This window comes from Micromonospora sp. NBRC 101691 (genome assembly GCF_030269285.1).
Taxonomy (GTDB): domain Bacteria; phylum Actinomycetota; class Actinomycetes; order Mycobacteriales; family Micromonosporaceae; genus Micromonospora; species Micromonospora echinospora.
The window spans coordinates 1-22,647 of sequence record NZ_BSTB01000010.1 but is presented as its reverse complement, the minus strand read 5'-3'; the positions used below and the strand labels follow the sequence as shown (position 1 = coordinate 22,647).

Here is a 22,647-nt window from a genome sequence, read left to right as displayed (position 1 = left end):
CCCGTCGGGGCCGGAGGGTTGGCATTTGCGCTGGTGGCGGGGGTGTTGCCACGGTGGTGCGGCGAGTTTCGGGGGGCGGAGCGAACCGCTGATCGCCACACGTGGCGGTAAAACGATCGTTAAGGGTCGAATCGGTCGGCCGATGATCTGTGACACGAGCCACTTGCCATCAGGTGGGAGGTGGGCGGGGCGCCCTGTCCCGGTGTCCCGGGATGCTCCTGGGGTTCGTCGGCCGGTCGAATCGGCAGGTGGTGGGCCGTCTTGGTCCGGCTGGTCAGGGCGTCGGGTCGTCCGGGTGCCTCACCTCGCTCTCGCGTAAGTCAGAGCAATTCGATAGGGAATGGCGGCTACGAGATGGAAACGGATCGTCCACGGCTGCCGGTCGCTCTGACAAGAGCCCGTCCGAATATTGAGACAGGTTGATGCATCAACTGTTTCCCGTCAATGCGGTGCCTCGCGGGCTAGTTGTTTCGTGAGTAATTAACAACCTTCTTGTGGCCCGTTCCGGGTGTGCCTCTAGCGATCCTCGACCGACTCTCGTCGGTTCTTCCTGGCAGCGGTTGAGGTAAATCCCGCCTGCTCGGTAGGAATTCTGAGATCCTCTCACGTTCGGGCTGGCGTTAATCATTCGGCAACAACCTGCCACTAGCTTGTTACGGAGCGCAACATCGATTCATGCGAATTCGGATCTGGCCACTCGCGGTTTGGCCGATCCAGCCCGTCGCAACGCGAGACCCTCGCGAACGAAGTGGGAGCCCGATGAGTACTGCAACGTACACGCGCGACCTCGTCATGGTCGTCAACCCCGGCGGCGCTGTGGAGCCCGCCCCGCGACTGGCCGCCGCCGCTCGCGTCGGTGGTGGGTTGGGAGTGTTGGACCTGGCGGGCGGCGACGACTGGGTGCTGCGCGCGCTCGTCCAGGCCGTCGCCTGGTCGTCGGGGCCGATCGGGATACGGGTACCCGCCGGGTGCCAGGCCACGGTGGACGAGGTGGAACGCGTCGCGCCGGGAGGGGTCGACCTGGTCGTCCTGACCTCGGACTCCTCCTGGACGGTGGCCGAGGTGGCCCCGCGCTACCGGGTGCTGGTCGAGGTGACCAGCCGGGACGAGGCGCACGCCGCAGCCGACGCCGGCGCGCACGGCCTGATCGCCCGGGGCATGGAGGCCGGTGGGCGGGGCAGCGACCTCAGCTCGTTCGTCCTGCTCCAGCAACTCGTCGCCGACGAGACCCTGGACCTGCCGGTCTGGGTCGCCGGTGGCGTCGGCCCCCGCACCGCGGCCGCCTGCCTGGTCGGTGGGGCGGTCGGCGTCGTCCTGGACAGCCAGCTCGCGCTGATGCCCGAGTCCGAGCTGCCGACCGACGTGCAGAGCGCCATCCGGCGGATGGACGGCTCGGAGACGGTGCTGGTCGACGGCGTCCGGGGCATCCGGCGCGGCGGCCCGCACGACGAGAACTCCGAGCTGGTGCCGATCGGCCAGGACGGCTGGCTCGCCAGCGTCTTCGCCGAGCGCTGGCCGGACACCGCCGCCGCCGTCCGGGGCATCCGGGCCGTCATGCTCGACGCCGCCACCGACGACGCCGCCGGTGAGGTGCTGGCGCCGGGATCACCGCTGGCCGTGGACCTCGGCATCCGGGTGCCCGTCGCCCAGGGGCCGATGACCCGGGTCAGCGACGAGCCCGGCTTCGCCGCCGCCGTCGCCGAGGACGGCGGTATGCCCTTCGTCGCGCTCGCCCTCAACGGCGCGAAACAGACCCGCCGCATCCTCACCGAGACCGCCGCCCGCCTCGGCGACCGGCCCTGGGGCGTCGGCGTGCTCGGCTTCGCCCCCGAGGAGATCCGCGAGGCGCAACTGGAGGTCATCCGGGAGCTGCGCCCGGCCTGCGCGATCATCGCCGGTGGCCGGCCCCCGCAGGCAAAGGCGTTGGAGCAGCAGGGGATCACCACGTTCCTGCACGTCCCGTCGCCGGGACTGCTGCGGCAGTTCCTGCGCTCCGGGGCCCGCCGGTTCATCTTCGAGGGCGCCGAGTGCGGCGGCCACACCGGACCCCGGGCCAGCTTCCCGCTCTGGGAGGCCCAGCTCATGGTGCTTGAGGAGTACCTCGACGCCGATCCGGAGGCGGCCACCGCGCTCCAGGTCTTCTTCGCCGGTGGCATCCACGACGCCCGCTCGGCGGCGATGGTCGCCGCCATGGCGTCGCCGCTGGCCCGCCGGGGTGCCCGGATCGGTGTGCTGATGGGCACCGCGTACCTCTTCACCGCCGAGGCGGTGGAACACAACGCCGTCCAGCCGCTCTTCCAGCGCGAGGCGATCGCCGCCGAGCGGACCGCGCTGCTGGAGACCGCTCCCGGGCACGTCACCCGGTGCCTGCCCACCCCGTTCGTCGACGACTTCTACCGCCGCCGCGACGAGCTGCGCGAGTCCGGGATGGAGAGCCGCGACGCGTGGCAGGAGCTCGAGAAGCTCAACATCGGCCGGGCCCGGATCGCCAGCAAGGGCATCGTCCGCGAGGGCGACACGCTGCGCTCGGTCGGCGAGGACGAGCAGGCCGCCGAGGGCATGTTCATGGCCGGGCAGATCGTCGTGCTGCGCGACGACGCGACCACCATCGCCGGGCTGCACGACTCGGTCAGCGCCGGAGCCCGCGCGTACCACGGGGACAGCCTGGACGCGATCCGGGAGCGGCTGACGCCGCCCGCCGAGGTCGAGGACGCCCCCGCGCCGCTGGACATCGCCATCGTCGGGATGGCCTGCATCCTGCCCGGCTCGCCGGACCTGGAGAGCTTCTGGCGTACGGTGCTCAGCGGCGCGGACGCCGTCGGCGAGGTGCCCCCGCAGCGCTGGGACACCGACCTCTACTACGCCCCGGAGGTCGGCCCCGGGCAGACCGGCCGGATCAGCGTCTCCAAGTGGGGCGGCTTCATCGAGCCGGTGCCCTTCGACGCGATCGGCTACGGCATCCCCCCGGCCGCCCTGGCCAGCATCGACCCGACCCAGCTGCTCGCCCTGGAGATCTCCCACCGGGCACTGGTCGACGCCGGGTACGCCTACGACGCCCCGGGAGTCGACCACTCCCGCACCGGCGTGGTGTTCGGCGCGGAGGCCGGCAGCGACATGGGCCACGCGCAGACCCTGCGCACCATGCTCCCGGCGTACCTCGGCGACGTGCCCGCCGAGATGGAGGAACTGCTCCCCACGGTCACCGAGGACAGCTTCCCCGGTGTGCTGGCGAACGTGATCGCCGGCCGGGTGGCGAACCGGCTCGACCTGGGCGGGCCCAACTACACCATCGACGCGGCCTGCGCCTCGTCGCTGGCCGCCATGGACGCCGCCTGCAAGGAACTGGCCAGCGGCGACAGCGACATGATGATCTGCGGCGGCGCGGACCTGCACAACGGCATCAACGACTACCTGATGTTCACCTCCGCGCACGCGCTCTCGCCGACCGGCCGGTCCCGGCCGTTCGACTCGACCGGTGACGGGATCGCCCTCGGCGAGGGCGTCACCTGCATCGTGCTGAAGCGGCTCGCCGACGCCGAGCGGGACGGCGACCGGATCTACGCGGTGGTCAAGGGCCTCGGCGGCTCCAGCGACGGACGTGCCCTCGGCCTCACCGCCCCCCGGACGGACGGGCAGCGCCGGGCCCTGGACCGGGCGTACCGCCGCAGCGGCATCTCGCCGCGCGAGGTCGGCCTGGTCGAGGCGCACGGCACCGGCACGGTGGTCGGCGACCGGACCGAACTGGAGACGCTCACCCGGATGTTCGCCGAGGCCGGCGCGGAGCCCGGAAGCTGCGCGCTCGGCTCGGTGAAGTCGCAGATCGGGCACACCAAGTGCGCCGCCGGCCTGGCCGGCGTGATCAAGGTGGCGCTCTCCCTCTACAACGGCATCCGCCCGCCGACTATCCACCTGGAACGGCCCAACCCGGCCTGGCACCCGGAGCAGAGCCCGTTCGCCTTCTACACCGAGGCCCGCCCCTGGGCGGTCCCGGCCCGGGACCGGATCGCCGGGGTGAGCGCCTTCGGGTTCGGCGGCACCAACTTCCACACCGTGCTCGCCGCCTACGGCGACGCCCCGGAGCCCCGGCACGCCCGGCGCACCTGGCCGGCAGAGCTGTTCTGCTTCCCCGGCGTCGACCGGGCCGCCGCCCACCAGGCGATCGTGCAGCTCGCCGACCGGCTGGCCGCCGACGGGGACCGGGACCGGCCCGGCCGCCTCGCCGAGCTGGCCGCCCAGGTGGCCGGGGAGGCCGCCGGACGGCGGGGACCGACCCGGGTGGCGATCGTCGCCCGGGACGTGACCGAACTGGACACCCTGCTGCGGCGGGCCCTCGCCGGTGAGCACGACCCCGCCAAGGGCCTGGTGCAGCCGGCCGGCGACGCCGACCCGGGCCAGGTGGCGTTCCTCTTCCCCGGCCAGGGCAGCCAGCGCCCCGGCGCGCTCGCCGACCTCTTCGTCACCTTCCCCGAGCTGCGGCACTACCTGGAACTGGACCGCGACGCGGCGGAGCTGCTCTTCCCGCCGACCGCCTTCGACCCGGCCAGCCGCAAGCGGCAGGAGGAACGGGTCCGGGACACCCGGGTCGCGCAGCCGGTGCTGGGCATCGGCGGGCTCGCCGTGGACCACCTGCTGCGCCGCCTCGGCGTCCGGCCGGACATGACCGGTGGACACAGCTACGGCGAACTCGTCGGACTCTGCGTCGCCGGTGCGTTCGACGCCCGTACGCTGCTCGAACTCAGCCGGGAGCGGGCCGCGGCGATCCTCGGCGCGACCGGCGAGGACCCGGGCACCATGGCCGCGGTCAGCGCCACGCCCGAGCAGGTCGCCCAGGTGCTGGCCAGCGCCGGACTGACCAGCGAGGTGGTGCTCGCCAACCGGAACGCGCCGAAGCAGACCGTCATCTCCGGCCCGACCGCCAAGGTCGAGGCGGCGGTGGTGGCGCTCAAGGAGGCCCGGGTCTCGGCGAAGCTGATCCCGGTGGCCTGCGCCTTCCACAGCCCGCTGGTGGCCGGCGCGGTGGAGCGCTTCGCCGAGGTGCTCGCCGACCGGCGGATCAGCGAACCGCGCATCCCGGTCTGGTCCAACCTGACCGCCGCCCCCTACGTCGACAACCTCGACCAGGTCCGCCAGCAGCTCGCCGAGCAGATCGGGGAACCGGTCCGCTTCGTCGAGCAGATCGAGGCCATGTACGCCGCCGGTGCCCGCACCTTCGTCGAGGTCGGCCCCGGCCAGGTGCTCAGCAAGCTGGTGAGGGCGGTGCTCGGCGACCGGCCGTACCGGGCCGTCGCCACCGAGCGCGGACCGGCCGAGGGACTGCGCGGATTCCTCATCTCGGTCGGCGAGATCGCCTGCGCCGGCGTGCCGGTCCGTACCGACTGGCTGTTCCACGGACGGGTCAGCGGTCGGCCCCGCGATGCCGCGCCGAACCGCCGTCCGGTCTGGACGGTCGACGGGCAACTCGTCCGCGACCAGAACGGCGACTGCCTCCCCGGTGGCATGACCCCTCCCCGAATCGTCAAGGAGTTGCCGATGAGCCCCTCGAACGGTGCCCACTCCCACGCCCCCGCCGCTCCCGCGCCCGTCCCCGTCCAGCACGTCGTGCAGGACATCCGGGGCGAGCTGCTCGGCGAGTTCCTGCGGACCACCCGGGACATGATCGCCTCGCAGCGGGACATCATGCTCGCCTTCCTCGGCGACGGCGGCAGCGGCGGACGCCTGGTCTGGCAGCCGGCCGAACCACACCGGACCGACGGGTACCCGAACGGCTCGGCAGTGGCCCCGGCCGCGCCCGCGCAGTACGTCCCGGCGCAGTTCGTCCCGGTGGCCGAGCCGGTGCCGGTCCCGGCGATGGCGGTCGCCACCAACGGCGGGTCCGCGACGACCGCGACGGCCACCACGTACGCCCCCGCGCCCGTCGCCCCGCCCGCGCCGGCCGCCCCGGCCGGTCCCTCGCTGACGGACTTCCAGAACGCGATCCTCGCGGTGATCAGTGAGCGGACGGGTTATCCGGTGGATCTGATCGAGTTGGATCTGGATCTGGAGGCGGATCTGTCGATCGACTCGATCAAGCGGGCTGAGGTGGCCGGTGAGGTCGCGTCGCGGCTGGATCTCGCGGTGGAGGGTGACGAGTCGGAGCTGGAGGACCTGGTCAAGGCGCGCACGGTGCGGGCCATGGTGACCTGGCTCGACCAGCGGATGGGCAGCACCGCCGCGCCGGCCGCCGTCGCCGTGGCGCCCGTGGCCGCGCCGGCTGCTCCGGTGGGTGGTGCGTCGTTGGCGGACTTCCAGGCCGCGATCCTGGCGGTGATCAGTGAGCGGACGGGTTATCCGGTGGATCTGATCGAGTTGGATCTGGATCTGGAGGCGGATCTGTCGATCGACTCGATCAAGCGGGCTGAGGTGGCCGGTGAGGTCGCGTCGCGGCTGGATCTCGCGGTGGAGGGTGACGAGTCGGAGCTGGAGGACCTGGTCAAGGCGCGCACCGTCCGTGCCATGGTGACCTGGCTCGAAGCGAAGATGTCCGCCACCGTCACGGTCTCCGCTCCGGTCGCCACCGCGCCCGCCGTCGCGGCTCCGGCCGCGCCGGCTGCTCCGGTGGGTGGTGCGTCGTTGGCGGACTTCCAGGCCGCGATCCTGGCGGTGATCAGTGAGCGGACGGGTTATCCGGTGGATCTGATCGAGTTGGATCTGGATCTGGAGGCGGATCTGTCGATCGACTCGATCAAGCGGGCTGAGGTGGCCGGTGAGGTCGCGTCGCGGCTGGATCTCGCGGTGGAGGGTGACGAGTCGGAGCTGGAGGACCTGGTCAAGGCGCGCACCGTCCGTGCCATGGTGACCTGGCTCGACCAGAAGATGAACGCCACGACCGCCCCGGTCGAGACCGCGCCGGCCCTCGCCCCGGCCGCGACCGAGGAACTGGCGAACCCCGGCATCCCGCCGAAGCGCCTGGTGCCCCGGGAGTCGGTCCGGCCGGCGTCCCTCGGCGACCCCGCCGAACTCCTCGCCGGCAAGAAGTTCCTGATCACCGGTGGCGGCGCGGTCGGTGCGTACCTGGCCGAGCTGCTCGGTGAGCACGGCGCGGGCGGCCAGCTCGGCGTCCTCGACAGCGAGCAGGCCGACCAGGGCTTCGACGGGTTCCTGCTGCTCGACGGACTCACCCGCACCGAAGGACCCCTGCTGCCGTCGGTGTTCCCGCTGGTCAAGCGGGTGCTGGCGACCGGACCGCGCTGGCTGATCGGCGCCGGCGCCCCGGCGGCCGGCGGCACCGCCGACGGCATGCCCGGCCTGTTCCGCACCATCGCCCGGGAGTACCCGGAGCTGACCGCCCGCTTCGTCGAGCTGGACGCCGAGGCGGAGCCGGAGACCCTGGCCCGGCAGCTCCTCGACGAACTGCTGGCCGTCGGCGAGGAGAAGCCCCCGGTCGTCGCCCGGCGTGGCGACGAACGGTACGTCGCCGACCTGGTCCAGGTGGACCTGGGCGCGCTCGCCTCGCGGGGCGCCGGCCCGGCCGGTGAAGGAGCATCGGAGGTCGCCGCGCTCGGCCTCAGCCACGAGTCGGTGGTCGTCCTGATCGGCGGGGCCCGGGGCATCACCCCCTGGTTCGCCCGTACCCTCGCCTCGGCCGGCCGGTGCCGGATCGAGCTGGTGGGTCGTACCCCGAGGCCGGCGGGTCCGGAGGACGCGGCGCTGGCCGCCGCCCGGGACAAGACCGAGCTGCGTGCCGCGCTGGTGAAGCAGGGGCTGCGCGCCCCGGCCGAGATCGAGCGCCGGGCGCAGGCCATCATGGCCGGCCGGGAGGTCGAGGCGACCATCGCCGAGCTGACCGAACTCGGCGGCGAGGTGCGCTACCACACCCTCGACGTGCGGGACGCGGACGCGACCAAGGCCCTGCTCGCCGAGATCCACCAGCACCACGGCCGGCTCGACGGCCTGGTCTACGCGGCCGGCATCATCGAGGACAAGCTGATCGCCGAGAAGGACCCGGCGTCCTTCACCCGGGTCTTCGACGTCAAGGTCAACGGGGCCCGCGCGGTGCTCGCCGGTCTGGACGAGCTGCCCGACCAGCCGAAGTTCGTGGTCTTCTTCGGCAGCATCGCCGCCGCCTACGGCAACCGGGGCCAGTCCGACTACGCCGCCGCCAACGACGCCCTGGACACCATCGGCACCCGCTGGTCGACCAGCACCGGGATCCGCTGCCTGACCGTCCACTGGGGCCCCTGGGCCCCGGGCGCCGGCCACGGCGGCATGGTCACCGCCGAGCTGAGCCGGGAGTACGCCCGCCGCGGCATCGGCCTGATCGACCCGGAGGAGGGCGCGCTCAGCCTGCTCCGTGAGCTGGCCTGGGCCGAGCCGAGCGACACCTCCGTCGTCTACACCGCGTCGGGCTGGTGAGCGCCGTGACCAAGCCCGACCAGCAGATCGCGATCGTCGGTATGGCCGCGCTCATGCCGGGGGCCGGCGACCTGGACAGCTACTGGCGCAACCTGGTCGCCGGGGTGGACGCGATCACCGACGTCCCGGAGCACCGCTGGGACGAGGAGTTCTACGACCCGGAGCAGGCCCACCGGGCGGACCGGATGTACTGCCGGCGGGGTGGCTTCGTCGACGAGTACGCCACCTTCGAGCCGCTGAAGTTCGGCGTGATGCCCGCGTCGGTGCACGAGATCGAGCCCGACCAGCTCATCACGCTGGAGGTGGCCGCGAAGGCCATCGACGACGCGGGCGGCCCGGACCGGCTCCCGTCGGGGGAGCGGGTCGGGGTGATCCTGGGCCGGGGCGGCATCCTCAGCCCCGCCCAGGCCCGGTACGCCCAGCGGGTCCGGATGTCCAGCCAGGTCATCAGCATCCTCCGGGAGCTGATCCCGGACGTCGATCCGGCCCGGCTGGAGATGCTCCGCAAGAAGTTCGACGAGCGGCTCGGCCCGTACCAGCCGGAGGGGACCATCGGCCTGGTGCCGAACCTGGCCGCCTCCCGGGTGGCGAACCGGCTCAACCTGCGCGGCCCGGCGTACACCATCGACGCGGCGTGCGCCTCGTCGCTGATCGCGGTCGACCAGGGCATCACCGAGTTGCAGAACGGCCGGTTGGACGCGGTGCTGGCCGGCGGCGTGCACCACGTGCACGACATCAGCTTCTGGTCGGTGTTCAACCAGCTGCGGGCGCTGTCCCGGCAGGGCGAGATCCGGCCGTTCGACGCGAACGCCGACGGGCTGCTGATCGGCGAGGGCACCGGCATCGTGGTGCTCAAGCGGTACGCCGACGCGCTGCGCGACGGCGACCGGGTCTACGCGGTGATCCGGGGCAGCGGGGTCTCCAGCGACGGCAAGTCGGCGAGCATGTTCAACCCGGCGGTCTCCGGTCAGGTACTGGCGATCGAGCGGGCCTGGGCGGCGGCCGGACTCGACCCGACCGCGCCGGACGCGGTGGGCCTGCTGGAGGCGCACGGCACCGGTACCCCCACCGGCGACGCGGCCGAGCTGACCACCATCGGGCAGACCTTCGGGGCGTACCGGGGCGGGCCCAAGCCGGTGATCGGCTCGGTGAAGTCGATGATCGGCCACACCATGCCGGCGGCCGGCGCCGCCGGCCTGATCAAGGCGACGCTCGCCGTCTACCGGGGCGTGCTCCTGCCCACCCTGCACTGCGACAACCCGCGTGCCGAGATGGCCCAGACCCGGTTCGCGCCGATCACCGCCGCCCAGCCGTGGGAGGGCGACGGTCCGCGCCGGGCCGGGGTGAACGCCTTCGGCTTCGGCGGGATCAACGCCCACGTGATCGTCGAGCAGGTGTCCGACTCGGCCGGGGTCGCCCTGCCGACGTCCGGGCTGACCGCGACGGCCGACGGGAAGGTCGTGGTGGACGAGCCGGACCAGGTTCTCTGGCTCGCCGCGCCGACCTCGGCGGCCCTCGCCGACCTGCTCGCCTCCGACGACGCGACGGTACGCCGGCTCGGCGCGGAGCGGGCCCAGGCCGCGCCCGGCCCGGTCGACGGCTCCGAACGTGTCCGGCTCGGCATCGTCAACCCCAGCGACAAGCTGCTCACCGTGGCCCGCAAGACGGTGGCCCGGGGCCAGGCGTGGCGGGGCGGCCGGGACATCTGGTTCACCCCGGACCCGCTGCTGGCCGGGGGCGGCAAGCTCATCTCGGTCTTCCCCGGTCTGGAGGCGGAGTTCTCGCCCCGGACCAGCGACCTGGCCGCCCACTTCGGGATGCCGGACCGCCCCTGGTCGATGGAGGACCTCGGGCAGCACGGCGCCGGCCTGATCGAGGTCGGCAAGATGCTGCACGAGGCGCTGGGCCGGATGAACGTGACGCCGGACGCGGTCGCCGGGCACAGCATCGGCGAGTGGACCGCCGCGGCGGTCAGCGGCCAGGCCGACGGGGCCAGCATGGACGAGTTCCTCGCCATGTTCAGCGCCGAGTCGGTGGAGATCTCCGGGTACGTCTTCGCCGCCGCCGCCACGGCGGCGGACCAGGTCACACCGCTGCTACCGGACTTCCCCGGGGTGGTGCTCTCGCACGACAACGCGCCCCAGCAGTGCGTGGTCAACGGGCCGGAGACCGAGGTCGACCGGCTGGTGGAGGTGCTGCGCGGGCGGAACGTCTTCTGCCAGAAGCTGCCCTTCAAGTCGGCGTTCCACACCCCGATCTTCGGCGACGGGCTCCGCTCGATCGGCGACGCGCTGGGCCGGCTGCGGGTGCAGCCGAGCCAGCTGCCGATCTGGTCGGGCACCCTGGCCGCGCCGTGCCCCGACGATCTCGACGAGGTCCGGCACCTGTTCATCCGGCACATGATGGAGCCGGTCTGGTTCCGGCAGACCGTCGCCAACATGTACGACGCCGGCTTCCGGGTCTTCCTCCAGGTCGGCGCCGGTCAGCTCGCCTCGCTCATCGACGACAACCTGCGCGGCAAGGACCACCTGGCGATCCCGGTGAACGTCTCGCACCGGGGCGGGCTCAACCAGCTCCGCCGGGTGGCGACCGCGCTCTGGGTGGAGGGTGGCTCGCCGGACCTGCGCGTCCTGTCCACCCCGGGCGGTCGCGTTCCGGCGGCGAAGAGCACCGTGGGCACCGGCAAGCGTGGCCCGACCATCAAGCTCGACCTGGGGGGACCGCTGGTCCGGCTCGGCGAGGACGCGGCCGGCATGCTCGGCCTCCCCACCCCGGGCAACGGATCCCCGGCCGTGGCGACGCCGACCGCGCCCGCCCAGCCCGCCGCACCGGCAGCCAGCGGTGAGACCGCCGGGGCCCTGGCGGCGCTCAGTCAGCTCGCCGGCCACTCCCGGGCCGCCGCCGAACTCGCCGCCCTGCTCCGGGACACCGCCCAGGGCACGGCGAGCGTGCTGGCCCGGGCCGGCGGTACGGCCCCGCCCGTCGGGCCGCGTCCCGCCGCACCGGCGACCCCGCCGGTCGCCGCTCCCCGGTCGCCCGTCGTGCCGCCGGCCGCCGCCCGCGCCGGTGCCGCGCCGGCCGTCGCGCCCCGACCGGCCACCGCGCCACCGGCGCCGTCCCGGGCCGGCGTCCCGGCGGCGGCCCGTCCCGTCGCGCCGGCCGTCGCGCCGCAGCGTCCGGCCGCCCCGCCGGCCGCCCGTCCCGCCCCGGCTGCCAGCCGGGAGGTCGGTCGGACCACCCTGCGGGTCTCCATCGAGACCATGCCGTACCTGCGGGACCACTGCTTCTTCGTGCAGCCGGACGACTGGCCGAACATCGAGGACCGCTGGCCGGTGGTGCCGGCGACCGCCCTGGTCCAGCACATGATGGACGCCGCCGAGCAGTTGCTGCCCGGCCAGCGGGTGATCGAGGTGCACGACGCCAAGTTCAACCGTTGGCTGATCGCCGAACCGGCCCAGGACGTCGAGATCACCGTGCGGGAGGCCGGGGCGAACCGGTACACCTGCTCGATCGGCTCGTACGCCCGGGCCACCGTCGAGATGGGCACCGCGTACCCGGAACCGACCGAGCAGCCCTGGACGCACGACCCCGCGACCGAGCGTCCGACCACGCTCCCCGCGGACGAGATGTACGCCGAGCGGCTGATGTTCCACGGTCCCCGGTTCCAGGGGGTCACGAAGATCCACGCCATCGGCGACATGCACGTGCGGGGTGTGGTGACCGCCCCGGTGCCGCCCGGCGCGCTGCTGGACAACGCGCTCCAGGTCATCGGCAACTGGCTGATCACCACGCAGCCGATCCGGACCGTGGCGCTGCCGGTCGGCCTCCGGAACGTCCAGTTCTTCGGGCCGCCCCCGCCAGCGGGCCGGGCGTTCGAGTGCGTCGCCCGGGTCCGCTCCATCGACGACGGGCAGCTCGTCGCGGACACCCAGCTCAGCTACCAGGGGCGGGTCTGGGCGCAGATCAACGGCGCGGTGGACCGGCGTTTCGACAGCCACCCGCAGGCCCGGGTCGCCGAACGCTTCCCGGAGCGGTACCCGATGTCGCAGTTCCAGCCGGAGGGCTGGACGATGGCCTTCGACTGCTGGACCGACCTGGTCACCCGGGGCATGGCCGCGCGCGGCATCCTCGGCGGCGCCGCCAACGCCGAGTACGAACGGCACCCGGCGAAGACCCGCAAGCAGTGGATGCTCGGCCGGATCGCGGCCAAGGACGCCGTCCGGGGCCGCCTCTGGGAGGACGGCCACACCGACATCTACCCGATCGAGCTGACCGTCGGCAACGACCCGTCGGGCCGTCCGTTCGTCCAGGCCCGGGAAGGCCGGGGCTGGCGCGACTGCGACGTGTCGCTGGCGCACTGCCAGGAGATCGGCGTGGCCATCGCGAAGCCGCGTACCCCCGGGGAACCGGTCGGCGGGCCGGGCGTCGGCATCGACGTCGCCGAGATCGGCGACCTGCCGGCGGAGTGCGCGCTCGACCCGGCGGAGACCGCGTTGCTGGCGTCGCTGGCCGGCGCGGACGCCGCCCGGCGGCAGCTCTGGGCGACCCGCTTCCGGGCGGCCCGGGAGACGGTCGGCAAGGCGGAGGGCGTCGGCCCGGCCGGCGGCCCGCACCCGATCGCCGTCCGGGCGGCCACCGACGAGGCGCTGACCGTCGAGGTGGCCGGTCGTACCTACCGGGTCGGCCACCGGGAGGTCGCCAACCCCGACGACCTGCCGCCCCGCCGCTACGTCGTGGCCTGGACCTGGGGTCCGGAGCCCGCCACCGCCCCCGGCGGAACCCGTTCCTGACCCCCGCACCGACCAGTCGAAACGCAAAGGAGCAACCCCATGTCCGCGACGCAGGCCAAGGTCCTCGCCGACATCACCCAGATGATCCAGGCCGTGCTCGGTGACTTCGTGGCCGACCAGGAGATCACCATGGACACCACCTTCCGGGACGAGCTCGGCATGGAGAGCATCGACGTGGTGTCGCTCGCCGGCCGGCTCCAGACCCGGTACGGGGACACCGTCAACTTCGCGCACTTCGTCGCCAAGCTGGACCTGGAGAACGTCGCCGACCTGACCGTCGGGCACCTGGTCACGCACATCGCCGACGCGCTCGACGCGAAGGCCGGCGGCACGGTCGAGGTGGCCGCCCGGTGACCATGGTCCGGGCGAACGGGATCACGCTGCACGCGCAGCGCCTGGACCCGCCCCACCCGCCACCGGCGGACCGGTCCGCGCCGATGCCGACCGCCGTGCTGATCCACGGCATGGCCTCGGACACGATGGCGAGCTGGTACTTCACCCTCGCCGAGCCGCTGGCCACCGCCGGGTTCCCGGTGGTCCTGTACGACCTGCGCGGGCACGGCCGCAGCGACCGGCCCGCCACCGGGTACGCCCTCGCCGACTTCGTCGACGACCTGGCGGGACTGCTCACCGAGCTGGACGTGACCGGTCCGCTGCTGCTCTGCGGCAACTCCTTCGGCGGCACGATCGCCTTCGGGTACGCGGCGCGGCACCCGGACCGGGTCGCCGGCATCGTGGCGGTCGAGTCCGCTCCGCCCATCCCGGAGTGGATGGCCCGGGTGAAGGTCCGCCTCGCCCGGGTCGCCGACCGCCTGCCCCGGGAGGGCACGGTGGCCGAGATCGGGGTCCGGCGGGGGCGGCTCGCCGCCCGCCGGGCCGACGAGACCCGGCAGATGCTGACCACCACCACGCTCGCCGAGGAGCTGCCGGCCAGCCAGCTACCACCGGGCGACCGGCTCGCCGCCGTCGACTGCCCGGTGCTCTGCCTATACGGCGGTCGGTCGGCGGTGCACGAACTGGCCCCGAACGTCCGGCGGGTGCTGCCGCAGACCCGCTCGGTCGTTCTACCTGACGAGAAGCACACCGTCCTGATCGACCAGCCCGAGCAGGTACGCCGGCACGTCTTCGACTGGTTGGCCGCCGAGTGCGCGCTGCCGGTCGGGGCGGGGACGCCCGCCGAGCGCGGGGTCACCGTCGCCGGTGGGCTCGCCGTCGACCACACCACCACCTCATGACCACGCAACGCGCAGGAGGACTCCCGATGGACACCCCGATCACCGGTCGGTCGATCATCATCAGCAGTGGACGGTGTGGGTCGACGCTCCTCTCCGACCTGATCGCGGAGGAGCCGGACACGCTTTCCGCCCAGGAGTTCTTCATGTCGGTGGCGCCCTGGGCGCGCAGCGCCGAGGTGATCACCGGGGCCGAGTACTGGGACGTGCTGTCCAGCCCCAAGGCGGAGCTGTCCACGCTGTTCCGGATCGGGCTGCCCCCGAAGGAGCTGCACTACCCGTCCACCGGCCGGTGGGGCGACCGGATGACGGAGCTGCCCCGGATCCTGGCGATCACCCTGTCGAAGGTCTCCGACGACCCGGACGCCCTCTTCGACGAGCTGGCCCGGCGGGTGCCCGACTTCCCCGAGCAGAGCGTGGCCCGGCACCACCAGGACTTCCTGGACCTGCTGGCCGTGCTGACCGGAAAGAAGCGCTGGGTGGAACGCTCCGGCGGCTCCAGCCACGTGGCGCCGTACCTGCTCCGGGGCTTCCCCGAGGCGAAGATCGTCTACCTGACGCGGGACTGGGAACCGACCGCGAAGTCGATGAGCCGGCACTCGTCGTTCCAGCTCATCCAGCTCCGGGTGGAGTTCCTCGGCCGCTGCGGGCTGGACCCGTTCCGGGTGCAGCCCGGCCAGGAGGTGCCGGCGGACATGGAGCAGTTCCTGCCGCACCGGCTGACCGCCGACGCGCTCCGCGAGCGCGGCCAGGACCTGCGCCGCTACCTCGGCCTCTGCGCGTTCATGGCGGCCCAGGCCGAGCAGGCGCTGGCCGACGAGAAGCCGGCCCACCTGCTGACGATGCGCTACGAGGAACTGGTCGCCGACCCGGTCGCCGAACTGGCCCGGCTCGGCCGCTTCCTCGACTTCGACAACCCGGAGACGTGGGCGGAGCAGGTTGCCGACCGGGTCGTCGACCCGTCCCGGGCCCGTCAGCCGGTCGGCTGACCGGACGTCGTCGAACCCCAGCCCCGGTTCTGCCGTCCCGGCCGGAACCGTCTTTCGATAACCGGCACGAAAGCGAGACAGTGTGAAACCCATCCGGAACCACTCGCGGCGGCTCTGGGCGGCCGTCGCCGTACTGGGCCTCGGGGCCGCTCTGACCGCCCCGGCGACCGCGCTCGGGGCACCGACCGCCGAGGACGACCGGCACCACCAGCCGAAGCCGAATCCGCAGGTGATCGCGAAGGCCGAGCCGGACGAGTGCTTCGCGGGCGTCGGCCTTCCGTACCCGGCGGGCCCGCCGTGCGCCTCGGGGCAGGCCAAGGTGAACCAGGGGTACCTGTGGGGGATGACCCGGGCCGACGAGGACCTCTGGTTCGGCACCGGCGCGAACGTCAACTGCCTGACCAGCGGCCGGCAGTTGGGCACCAACGAGCCCAAGCTCAACGACGACTGGGTCTGCGAGTACCAGGAGAGCCAGATCGTCAAGACCAACCCGCAGCTTCCGGGATACCTGGGTGACCACCGGACGCCGCGGCTCTACACCTACGACACGCGCGCCAAGCGGCTCACCGAGAAGACCGACCTGGTGAAGGCGGTCCAGGCCGACCACGACCGGCTGCGGACCACGACCGGCATCCGGGCGGCCGGCAACTTCGGCGGGGTGGCCCTGCTCGGTGGCCCGGCCATCGGCAAGACCATCAACCTGTTCGCCTTCGACACCGACACCGGCGCCTTCCTGGGCTCGCGGAACTTCCCCGAGTTCGGCAACATCCGGCACTTCACGGTCGCCGAGGGCGCCCTGTACGCGGGCGTCGGTGTCGGTGCCAACGGTTCGCTGCGCGGTCACGTGCTGCGCTGGGTCGGCAGCAAGACCGACCCGTTCAACTTCCAGATCGTCGGCAACCTGCCGGCACAGGCCGCCGACATCACCGTCCACGACGGGCGGATCGCGGTCAGCACCTGGCCCGGCGCGGAGGGCGAACTGGCCACCGCCGACGAGCCCGCCCCGCCGAGCAAGCTCGCCGCGGTCTGGACGAGCCCGGTGCTCGCCAAGGGCGCGCCCGGCCTCACCCCGGACGACGCGGACGGCTGGCAGCAGGTCTGGGACGTCTCCACGTACGAGCCGGACCCGGTGGTGGCCAACAGCTACGGCCTGGGCGGGCTGGTCTCCTACCGCGGGTACCTCTACTGGGGCACCATGCACGTGCCGCTGAAGGCGACCCGCCAGCACCTGGCCGCGTACCCGCCGGTCGACGAGGCGGCGACCGAGCTGACCATCCAGAACACCCAGCGGTCGATCAGCATCTACCGGGGCAAGCGGCTGGGGGAGAAGCACCAGAAGGTCGAGCTGCTCTACGGCGCGGCCGAGTTGCCCGCGTACGACCCGGCGGCGAACGGCGGCGCGGGCGCCTGGGCGAAGGTCTCCACCGGGCAGACCCCGCTGTACGGCTCGTCCGGCTTCGGCAACCCGTACCTGAACTACACCTGGAAGATGGCGGTGGCCGGCGGCCGGCTCTACGTCGGCACGATGGACTGGAGCTACCTGGCCAAGGAACTCAGCCAGGAGGCCGCCGCGATCTCCGGCCTGTCGGTCGAGAAGGCCGCCGAGGCGCTCAGCGCTCCCTCGCTGGCGGCGGCGGCGGCCGACGACGACCCGACCCTGCCGGAGCCGGTCTACGGCGGTGACCTGCTGGTCTTCGAGTCCGCCAGGGAGCCGGCGAAGGTGGTCAGCGACTCCGGTGTCGGCAACTACCTCAACTACGGCATCCGCAACATGGTCACCGACGGCACCACGCTCTACCTGGGCATGGCGAACCCGATGAACCTGCGGGCCGACCCGACCGACGACGTGCCCGAGGGCGGCTGGGAACTCATCCGGTACGACACCCGGGGCCGCTGACGCCTCGTCACGCCTCACCGGGTCCCGGCGGTGCTGCGCTCGCAGACCCCACCGCCGGGGCCCGACCCCGCCCGGCTTCCTTTGCACGGTGCGTGGCAAGTCCTGACACTCCTCGAACATTTGCCGGTGAAAGTGGGCATATGATGCCTTTGACGTCCCGTCGCCGGGAGGCCACGACCTCCCGTCCTGCGGGTGCCCCGGGTGGTGCCCGCCGGCTCCGTACCCCGTCCCTGCTCGCCGGTTTCCTCGCCGTCCTGGTCGGACTGACCGGGGTCGCCGGGTGCACCGCCGACCGGCGTGACGACCGGCGCGACGGCGACCGGGCCCCGGCACCGAACACCTCCACCGCGCCCGGGTCCGGCTCCGACGTGCCGGCCGGGTCGAGCGAGCACACCCTCACCGTCGACGGGCGGGACCGCACCTACCGGCTGTACCGGCCGGCCTCGCTGGACCTGGCCGAACCGGTCCCACTGGTGGTCATGCTGCACGGCGCGGCCGGCACCGGCGAACAGGCCGAGGAGGCGTACGGCTGGACCGAGGAGGCCGACCGGGGCGGCTTCGTGGTGGCCTTCCCGGACGGGGTGAAGCGGGCCTGGGCGGCCAGCGAACACTGCTGTGGCCAACCGGTCCGGCAGGGGGTCGACGACGTCGCCTTCGTCGAGGCGCTGGTCGGTGCTCTCCGTGACCGGATGCCGGTGGACCCGGCCCGCACCTTCGTCACCGGGATCTCCAACGGCGGGCTGCTGGCGTACCGGCTGGCCTGCGACACCGATCTCTTCGCCGCGATCGGCGTGGTGGCGACCACGCTGGCCGGCGAGTGCGCGTCACCGGCCCCGGTCAGCGTGCTGCACATCCACGGTCTGCGCGACGAGACCATGCCGTACCGGGGTGGGCCGGGCAAGCGCGACAACGACGGCACCGGCCGCAACCCGGTGAAGATCGACGGGCCGCCGCTGACCGAGCTGATGGCGAAGTGGCGCGCGGTGGACGACTGCGCCGCGCCGACCGAGCGTGCCGACGGGCCGGTGACCCGGTCGACGTCGTCCTGCGCGCAGGGCCGCGCCGTCGACCTGATCACCATCGCCGATGCCGGTCACCAGTGGCCGGGGGGGAAGCCGAACCCCCGCGCCGAGCAGCTCCTCGGCCTCGAACCCCCCTCGACCGCGTTGGACGCGACCGCGGAGATCTGGAAGTTCTTCGACGCGCACCCCCGACCGGCCGGCTCCTGACGCCGACCGGCACCCCGCACCCCCAGAACAGGAGAAGGCATGCCCAGCAGAGACGGTCCGGCGGTCGAGGTCGTCGATCTCGTCAAGTGCTACCCCCGGGCCACGACCAACGCCGTCGACGGACTGTCGTTCACCGTCGCGCCGGGCGAGACCTTCGGGCTGTTCGGGCCGAACGGGGCCGGAAAGTCGACCACCATCGGCATCCTCACCACGCGGCTGCGGGCCACCGGCGGCCGGGCCCTGGTCGGCGGCGTAGACGTCAGCCGGGACCCGGTCGGCGCCCGCGCCCACCTGGCGGTGGTGCCCCAGCACAACAACCTGGACCGCGCGCTGACCCCCCGGCAGAACCTGCTGTACCACGCCGCCTACCACGGGGTGCCCCGGTCCGAGGCCGAGGAACGGGCGAAGGACCTGCTGGAACGCTTCGGCCTCACCGAGCGCGCGGACCGCCGGATCGAGGCGTACTCGGGCGGCATGGCGCAGCGGCTGATGATCGCGCGGGCCTGGATGCACGAGCCCGAGGTGCTCTTCCTCGACGAGCCGACCAACGCGCTGGACCCGCAGACCCGGCTGCTGATCTGGAGCCGGATCCGGGAGATGCGCGAGCGGGGTGTCTCCATCGTGCTCACCACCCACGCCATGAACGACGCGGCCAACCTGGTCGACCGGGTGGGCATCGTGGACCACGGCAAGCTGCTCACCGTGGACACCCCGCAGAACCTGGTGCGGGGCCTCGCCGGACAGGCCATCCTGGACCTCACGGTCACCCCGGCCGCCCGCGACGACGCCGACGAGGTGGTCGCCGCGCTGCGCGAGTTGGACGGCGTACGCAAGGCGGAACGGCGGCCGTTGCCCGTCGGCGCGGGTGCGGCCGGTGCGGGTCGGGGCGCCGGCCTGGGCGCTGCCGGCCGGGCTGCGCTCGCCAAGCTGGGACCGGGCGCGCTGGCGAAGCTCGCCGCCCGCGCCCGGGCCAACGGGAACGCGCCGACCGCCACCCTGTCCGCCGCGGGCGCCCAGGGCCGGATCCGGGTGCGCCTGCACCTCGCCACCGACCCCGCCAACCTGCTCGGCCCGACGTTGTCCCTGCTCACCGGCCGGTCGGCGGCGCTCAACGACATCCACATCGGCGAGCCGAGCCTGGAGGACGTCTTCATCGAACTCACCGGAAGGGACCTACGGTGACCGCCCTCGACACCCCCACCCCGGTACGCCGCGAGGTGCGGAACCGTCCACCCGCCGGCCGGGTCTTCCTCGCCCTGCTCCGCCGCGACTTGCTGGTCACCGGCAAGGAGCTGTGGGTGATCCTGATCCAGGTCGGCATGACCCCGCTGTTCATGCTCTTCGTGTTCAGCCACATCCTCGGCGGGCAGGGCATCGTCGAGCGGTCCTTCGCCAACCTCTTCCTGCCCGGCGTGATCGCGCTGGCCGCCCTCACCACCGCGTTGCAGAGCACCGCCCTGCCGCTGGTGAAGGAGTTCGGCTTCACCATGGAGATCGAGGACCGGCTGCTCGCCCCGCTTCCGACCAGCCTGGTCGCGGTGGGCAAGCTGGTGGTCGCCACCATCCGGGGCCTGCTCGCGGCGGTCCTGATGTACCCGCTCGGGGCCCTGGTGGTCGGCTCCGCGCCGTGGCGGCTGGAGGGCCTGCCGACCGCCCTGCTGGTGGCCCTGCTCGGCGCGTGGGTCGGCGGCGGCATCGGGATGACCCTCTCCACCATCCTGCCGATCCAGCGGATCAACGTCACGTTCTCGGTCATCGTCACGCCGATCATCTGGACCGGCTGCATCCACTACCCGTGGCCCCGGTTGGAGTCGATGCGCTGGTTCCAGGTGGTCACCGCATTCAACCCGATGACCTACGTCTCGGAGGGGGTGCGGGGTGCGATGCTGCCCGACGTACCGCACATGCCAGCCTGGGTCTGCGTGCTGGCGCTGACCGGCATGGCGGTCGCCCTGACCTGGCTCAGCGTCCGGTCCTTCACCCGGCGGGCCGTCCAGTGACCGTGTCCACCGGCCCCGATCCCGCAGGAGGAGCGCACATGTCGATCAACCCACCGGAGTCCGACGGCGGGCTCGCCCAGTGGCTCGCGGCCCGCGCGGGCGAACTGCTGCTCGCGGTACGCGCCGAGCACGGTCACGCCGATCCGGCCGCGCTGAAGGCGGCCGGCGACCGGGCCTCCCACGAGTTCCTCCTCGCCGAGCTGGAACGCTGGCGGCCGACCGACACGGTGCTCTCCGAGGAGGACGACGACTCGCGCCGCTCGGTCACCGAGGGGGGCGGGCCGACCCGGCGCACCGCCGACCGGGTGTGGATCGTCGACCCGTTGGACGGGACCCGGGAGTTCTCCGAGGAGGGGCGTTCGGACTGGGCGGTGCACGTGGCGCTCTGGCACCGGCACGCCTCCACCCCGCACCGGCTGATCGCCGGGGCGGTGGGGCTGCCCGCCCAGGGACGTGTGCTGACCACGGAGTTCCCGTTGCGGCCGCGTGCCGACCAGGCCGGCGACGGCCCGATCCGGCTGGCGGCGAGCCGGAGCCGCCCACCTGCCTTCCTGACCGACCTGGCCGAGGAGATCGGTGCGGAGTTGGTGCCGATGGGGTCGGCGGGGGCGAAGATCGCGGCGGTGGTGACCGGTGAGGTGGACGCGTACATCCACGCCGGGGGGCAGTACGAGTGGGACTCGGCCGCCCCGGTGGCGGTGGCCACCGCAGCCGGCTTCCACGCCTGCCGGATCGACGGGACTGCGTTGCGCTACAACGAGGTGGACCCCCGCCTGCCCGACCTGCTGGTCTGCCGTCCGGATCTGGCCGCGCCGCTGCTGGAGGCCCTGAGCCGGCAGCTGTCGACGGCCGCCGCCGGGACGGCCGCACCGCAGACGTCCCTGCTCGGAAAGGAATCCCGATGAACGGCGGATCGGCGCAGTACCAGACGACCCACCTGGATGCGTTGGAGGCGGAGAGCATCTTCGTGATGCGTGAGGTGGTGGCGGAGATGGAGCGGCCGGTGCTGCTCTTCTCCGGGGGTAAGGACTCGATCGTGATGTTGCGGTTGGCGGAGAAGGCGTTTGCTCCGGCGAGCATTCCGTTTCCGGTGATGCACGTCGACACCGGGCACAACTTCCCGGAGGTGCTGGAGTACCGCGACCAGCGGGTCGACGAACTCGGGCTGCACCTCATCGTGGCCAGCGTGCCGGAAGCCCTGGTCCGGGGCCTGGTCACCGAGCCCGCGGACGGCACCCGGAACCGGATCCAGACGCCGGTGCTGCTGGACGCGGTGGAGAAGCATCGGTTTGATGCGTTGTTTGGTGGGGCGCGTCGGGATGAGGAGAAGGCTCGGGCGAAGGAGCGGGTGTTCTCGTTCCGGGATGAGTTCGGGCAGTGGGATCCGAAGAATCAGCGTCCGGAGTTGTGGTCGTTGTACAACGGTCGGCATCATCCGGGTGAGTCGATTCGGGTGTTTCCGTTGTCGAACTGGACCGAGTTGGATGTGTGGCACTACATCGCTCGGGAGCGGATCGCGCTGCCGTCGATCTACTTCGCCCACGAGCGCGAGGTGATCGAGCGGGACGGCATGCTCTACGCGGTCAACGAGTTCATCCAGCCCCGGGGGTCGGAGACCCCGTTCGCGGCACGCGTCCGCTACCGGACGGTGGGTGACGCTTCCTGTACGGCTGCGGTGCGGTCGGATGCGGACACGGTGGAGAAGGTGATCGAGGAGGTCGGGGCGACTCGGATCACGGAGCGGGGTGCGACCCGGGGGGATGACCGGGTGAGTGAGGCCGCGATGGAGGACCGCAAGCGGGAGGGCTACTTCTGATGACCACCGACACCATGCCGCTGCTCGACAGCGATTCCGCGTTCCGGTCGATGGACCTGTTGCGGTTCGCCACGGCGGGCAGTGTGGACGACGGCAAGTCCACGTTGATCGGGCGTCTTCTGTATGACACGAAGTCGTTGTTCACGGATCAGTTGGAGGCGGTCGAGGCTGTTTCGGCTGCTCGTGGTGACGAGTACACGAACCTGGCGTTGTTGACCGACGGGTTGCGGGCGGAGCGGGAGCAGGGCATCACGATCGATGTCGCCTACCGGTACTTCGCGACCCCTCGGCGGAAGTTCATCA

The 22,647-nt window shown here is 72.6% G+C and carries 12 protein-coding genes; all 12 read left to right on the top strand.

Translation table 11 applies throughout. From position 1 onward, the window contains the following. The first annotated feature begins 759 nt into the window (after positions 1-759). The gene (locus QSK20_RS16990; RefSeq protein WP_285789562.1) at positions 760-8,391 is read left to right on the top strand and encodes a type I polyketide synthase; all 7,632 of its coding nucleotides are present in this window, start codon (positions 760-762) and stop codon (positions 8,389-8,391) included. Between the two features lie 5 nt (positions 8,392-8,396). Next, positions 8,397-13,181, top strand: coding sequence for a type I polyketide synthase (locus QSK20_RS16985; RefSeq protein WP_285789561.1), 4,785 nt, complete (start codon positions 8,397-8,399; stop codon positions 13,179-13,181). 39 nt (positions 13,182-13,220) lie between these two features. Beyond that, complete coding sequence (locus QSK20_RS16980) at positions 13,221-13,535, top strand: acyl carrier protein (RefSeq protein ID WP_091456623.1); 315 nt, start codon at positions 13,221-13,223, stop codon at positions 13,533-13,535. A gap of 2 nt (positions 13,536-13,537) precedes the next feature. Continuing rightward, positions 13,538-14,416: an alpha/beta fold hydrolase gene (locus QSK20_RS16975; RefSeq protein ID WP_285789692.1), complete on the top strand. Its 879-nt coding sequence runs from the start codon at positions 13,538-13,540 to the stop codon at positions 14,414-14,416. Positions 14,417-14,442: 26 nt separating this feature from the next. Then, a complete protein-coding gene (locus tag QSK20_RS16970) occupies positions 14,443-15,402 on the top strand; it encodes a sulfotransferase (protein WP_285789560.1) in 960 nt (319 codons plus the stop codon). A gap of 82 nt (positions 15,403-15,484) precedes the next feature. Next, the gene (locus QSK20_RS16965; RefSeq protein ID WP_285789559.1) at positions 15,485-17,299 is read left to right on the top strand and encodes a hypothetical protein; all 1,815 of its coding nucleotides are present in this window, start codon (positions 15,485-15,487) and stop codon (positions 17,297-17,299) included. 140 nt (positions 17,300-17,439) lie between these two features. Beyond that, positions 17,440-18,528, top strand: a complete 1,089-nt coding sequence (locus QSK20_RS16960) for a CE1 family esterase (RefSeq protein ID WP_285789558.1) — start codon at positions 17,440-17,442, stop codon at positions 18,526-18,528. 39 nt (positions 18,529-18,567) lie between these two features. Next, on the top strand, positions 18,568-19,710 hold the full coding sequence (locus tag QSK20_RS16955) for an ABC transporter ATP-binding protein (RefSeq protein ID WP_285789557.1): 1,143 nt from the start codon (positions 18,568-18,570) through the stop codon (positions 19,708-19,710). Further along, a complete protein-coding gene (locus QSK20_RS16950) occupies positions 19,707-20,528 on the top strand; it encodes an ABC transporter permease (RefSeq protein ID WP_285789556.1) in 822 nt (273 codons plus the stop codon). The genes QSK20_RS16955 and QSK20_RS16950 overlap by 4 nt, the downstream gene beginning before the upstream one ends. A 38-nt stretch (positions 20,529-20,566) precedes the next feature. Continuing rightward, complete coding sequence (locus tag QSK20_RS16945; protein ID WP_285789555.1) at positions 20,567-21,433, top strand: 3'(2'),5'-bisphosphate nucleotidase CysQ; 867 nt, start codon at positions 20,567-20,569, stop codon at positions 21,431-21,433. After that, positions 21,430-22,344 (top strand): sulfate adenylyltransferase subunit CysD, encoded by a 915-nt coding sequence (cysD, locus tag QSK20_RS16940; protein ID WP_285789554.1) that lies wholly within the window; start codon positions 21,430-21,432, stop codon positions 22,342-22,344. Before QSK20_RS16945 ends, cysD begins: the two co-directional genes overlap by 4 nt. Continuing rightward, the coding region (locus QSK20_RS16935) for a GTP-binding protein (protein WP_285789553.1) at positions 22,344-22,647 on the top strand (304 nt) is incomplete at its 3' end. The genes cysD and QSK20_RS16935, both read left to right, overlap by 1 nt.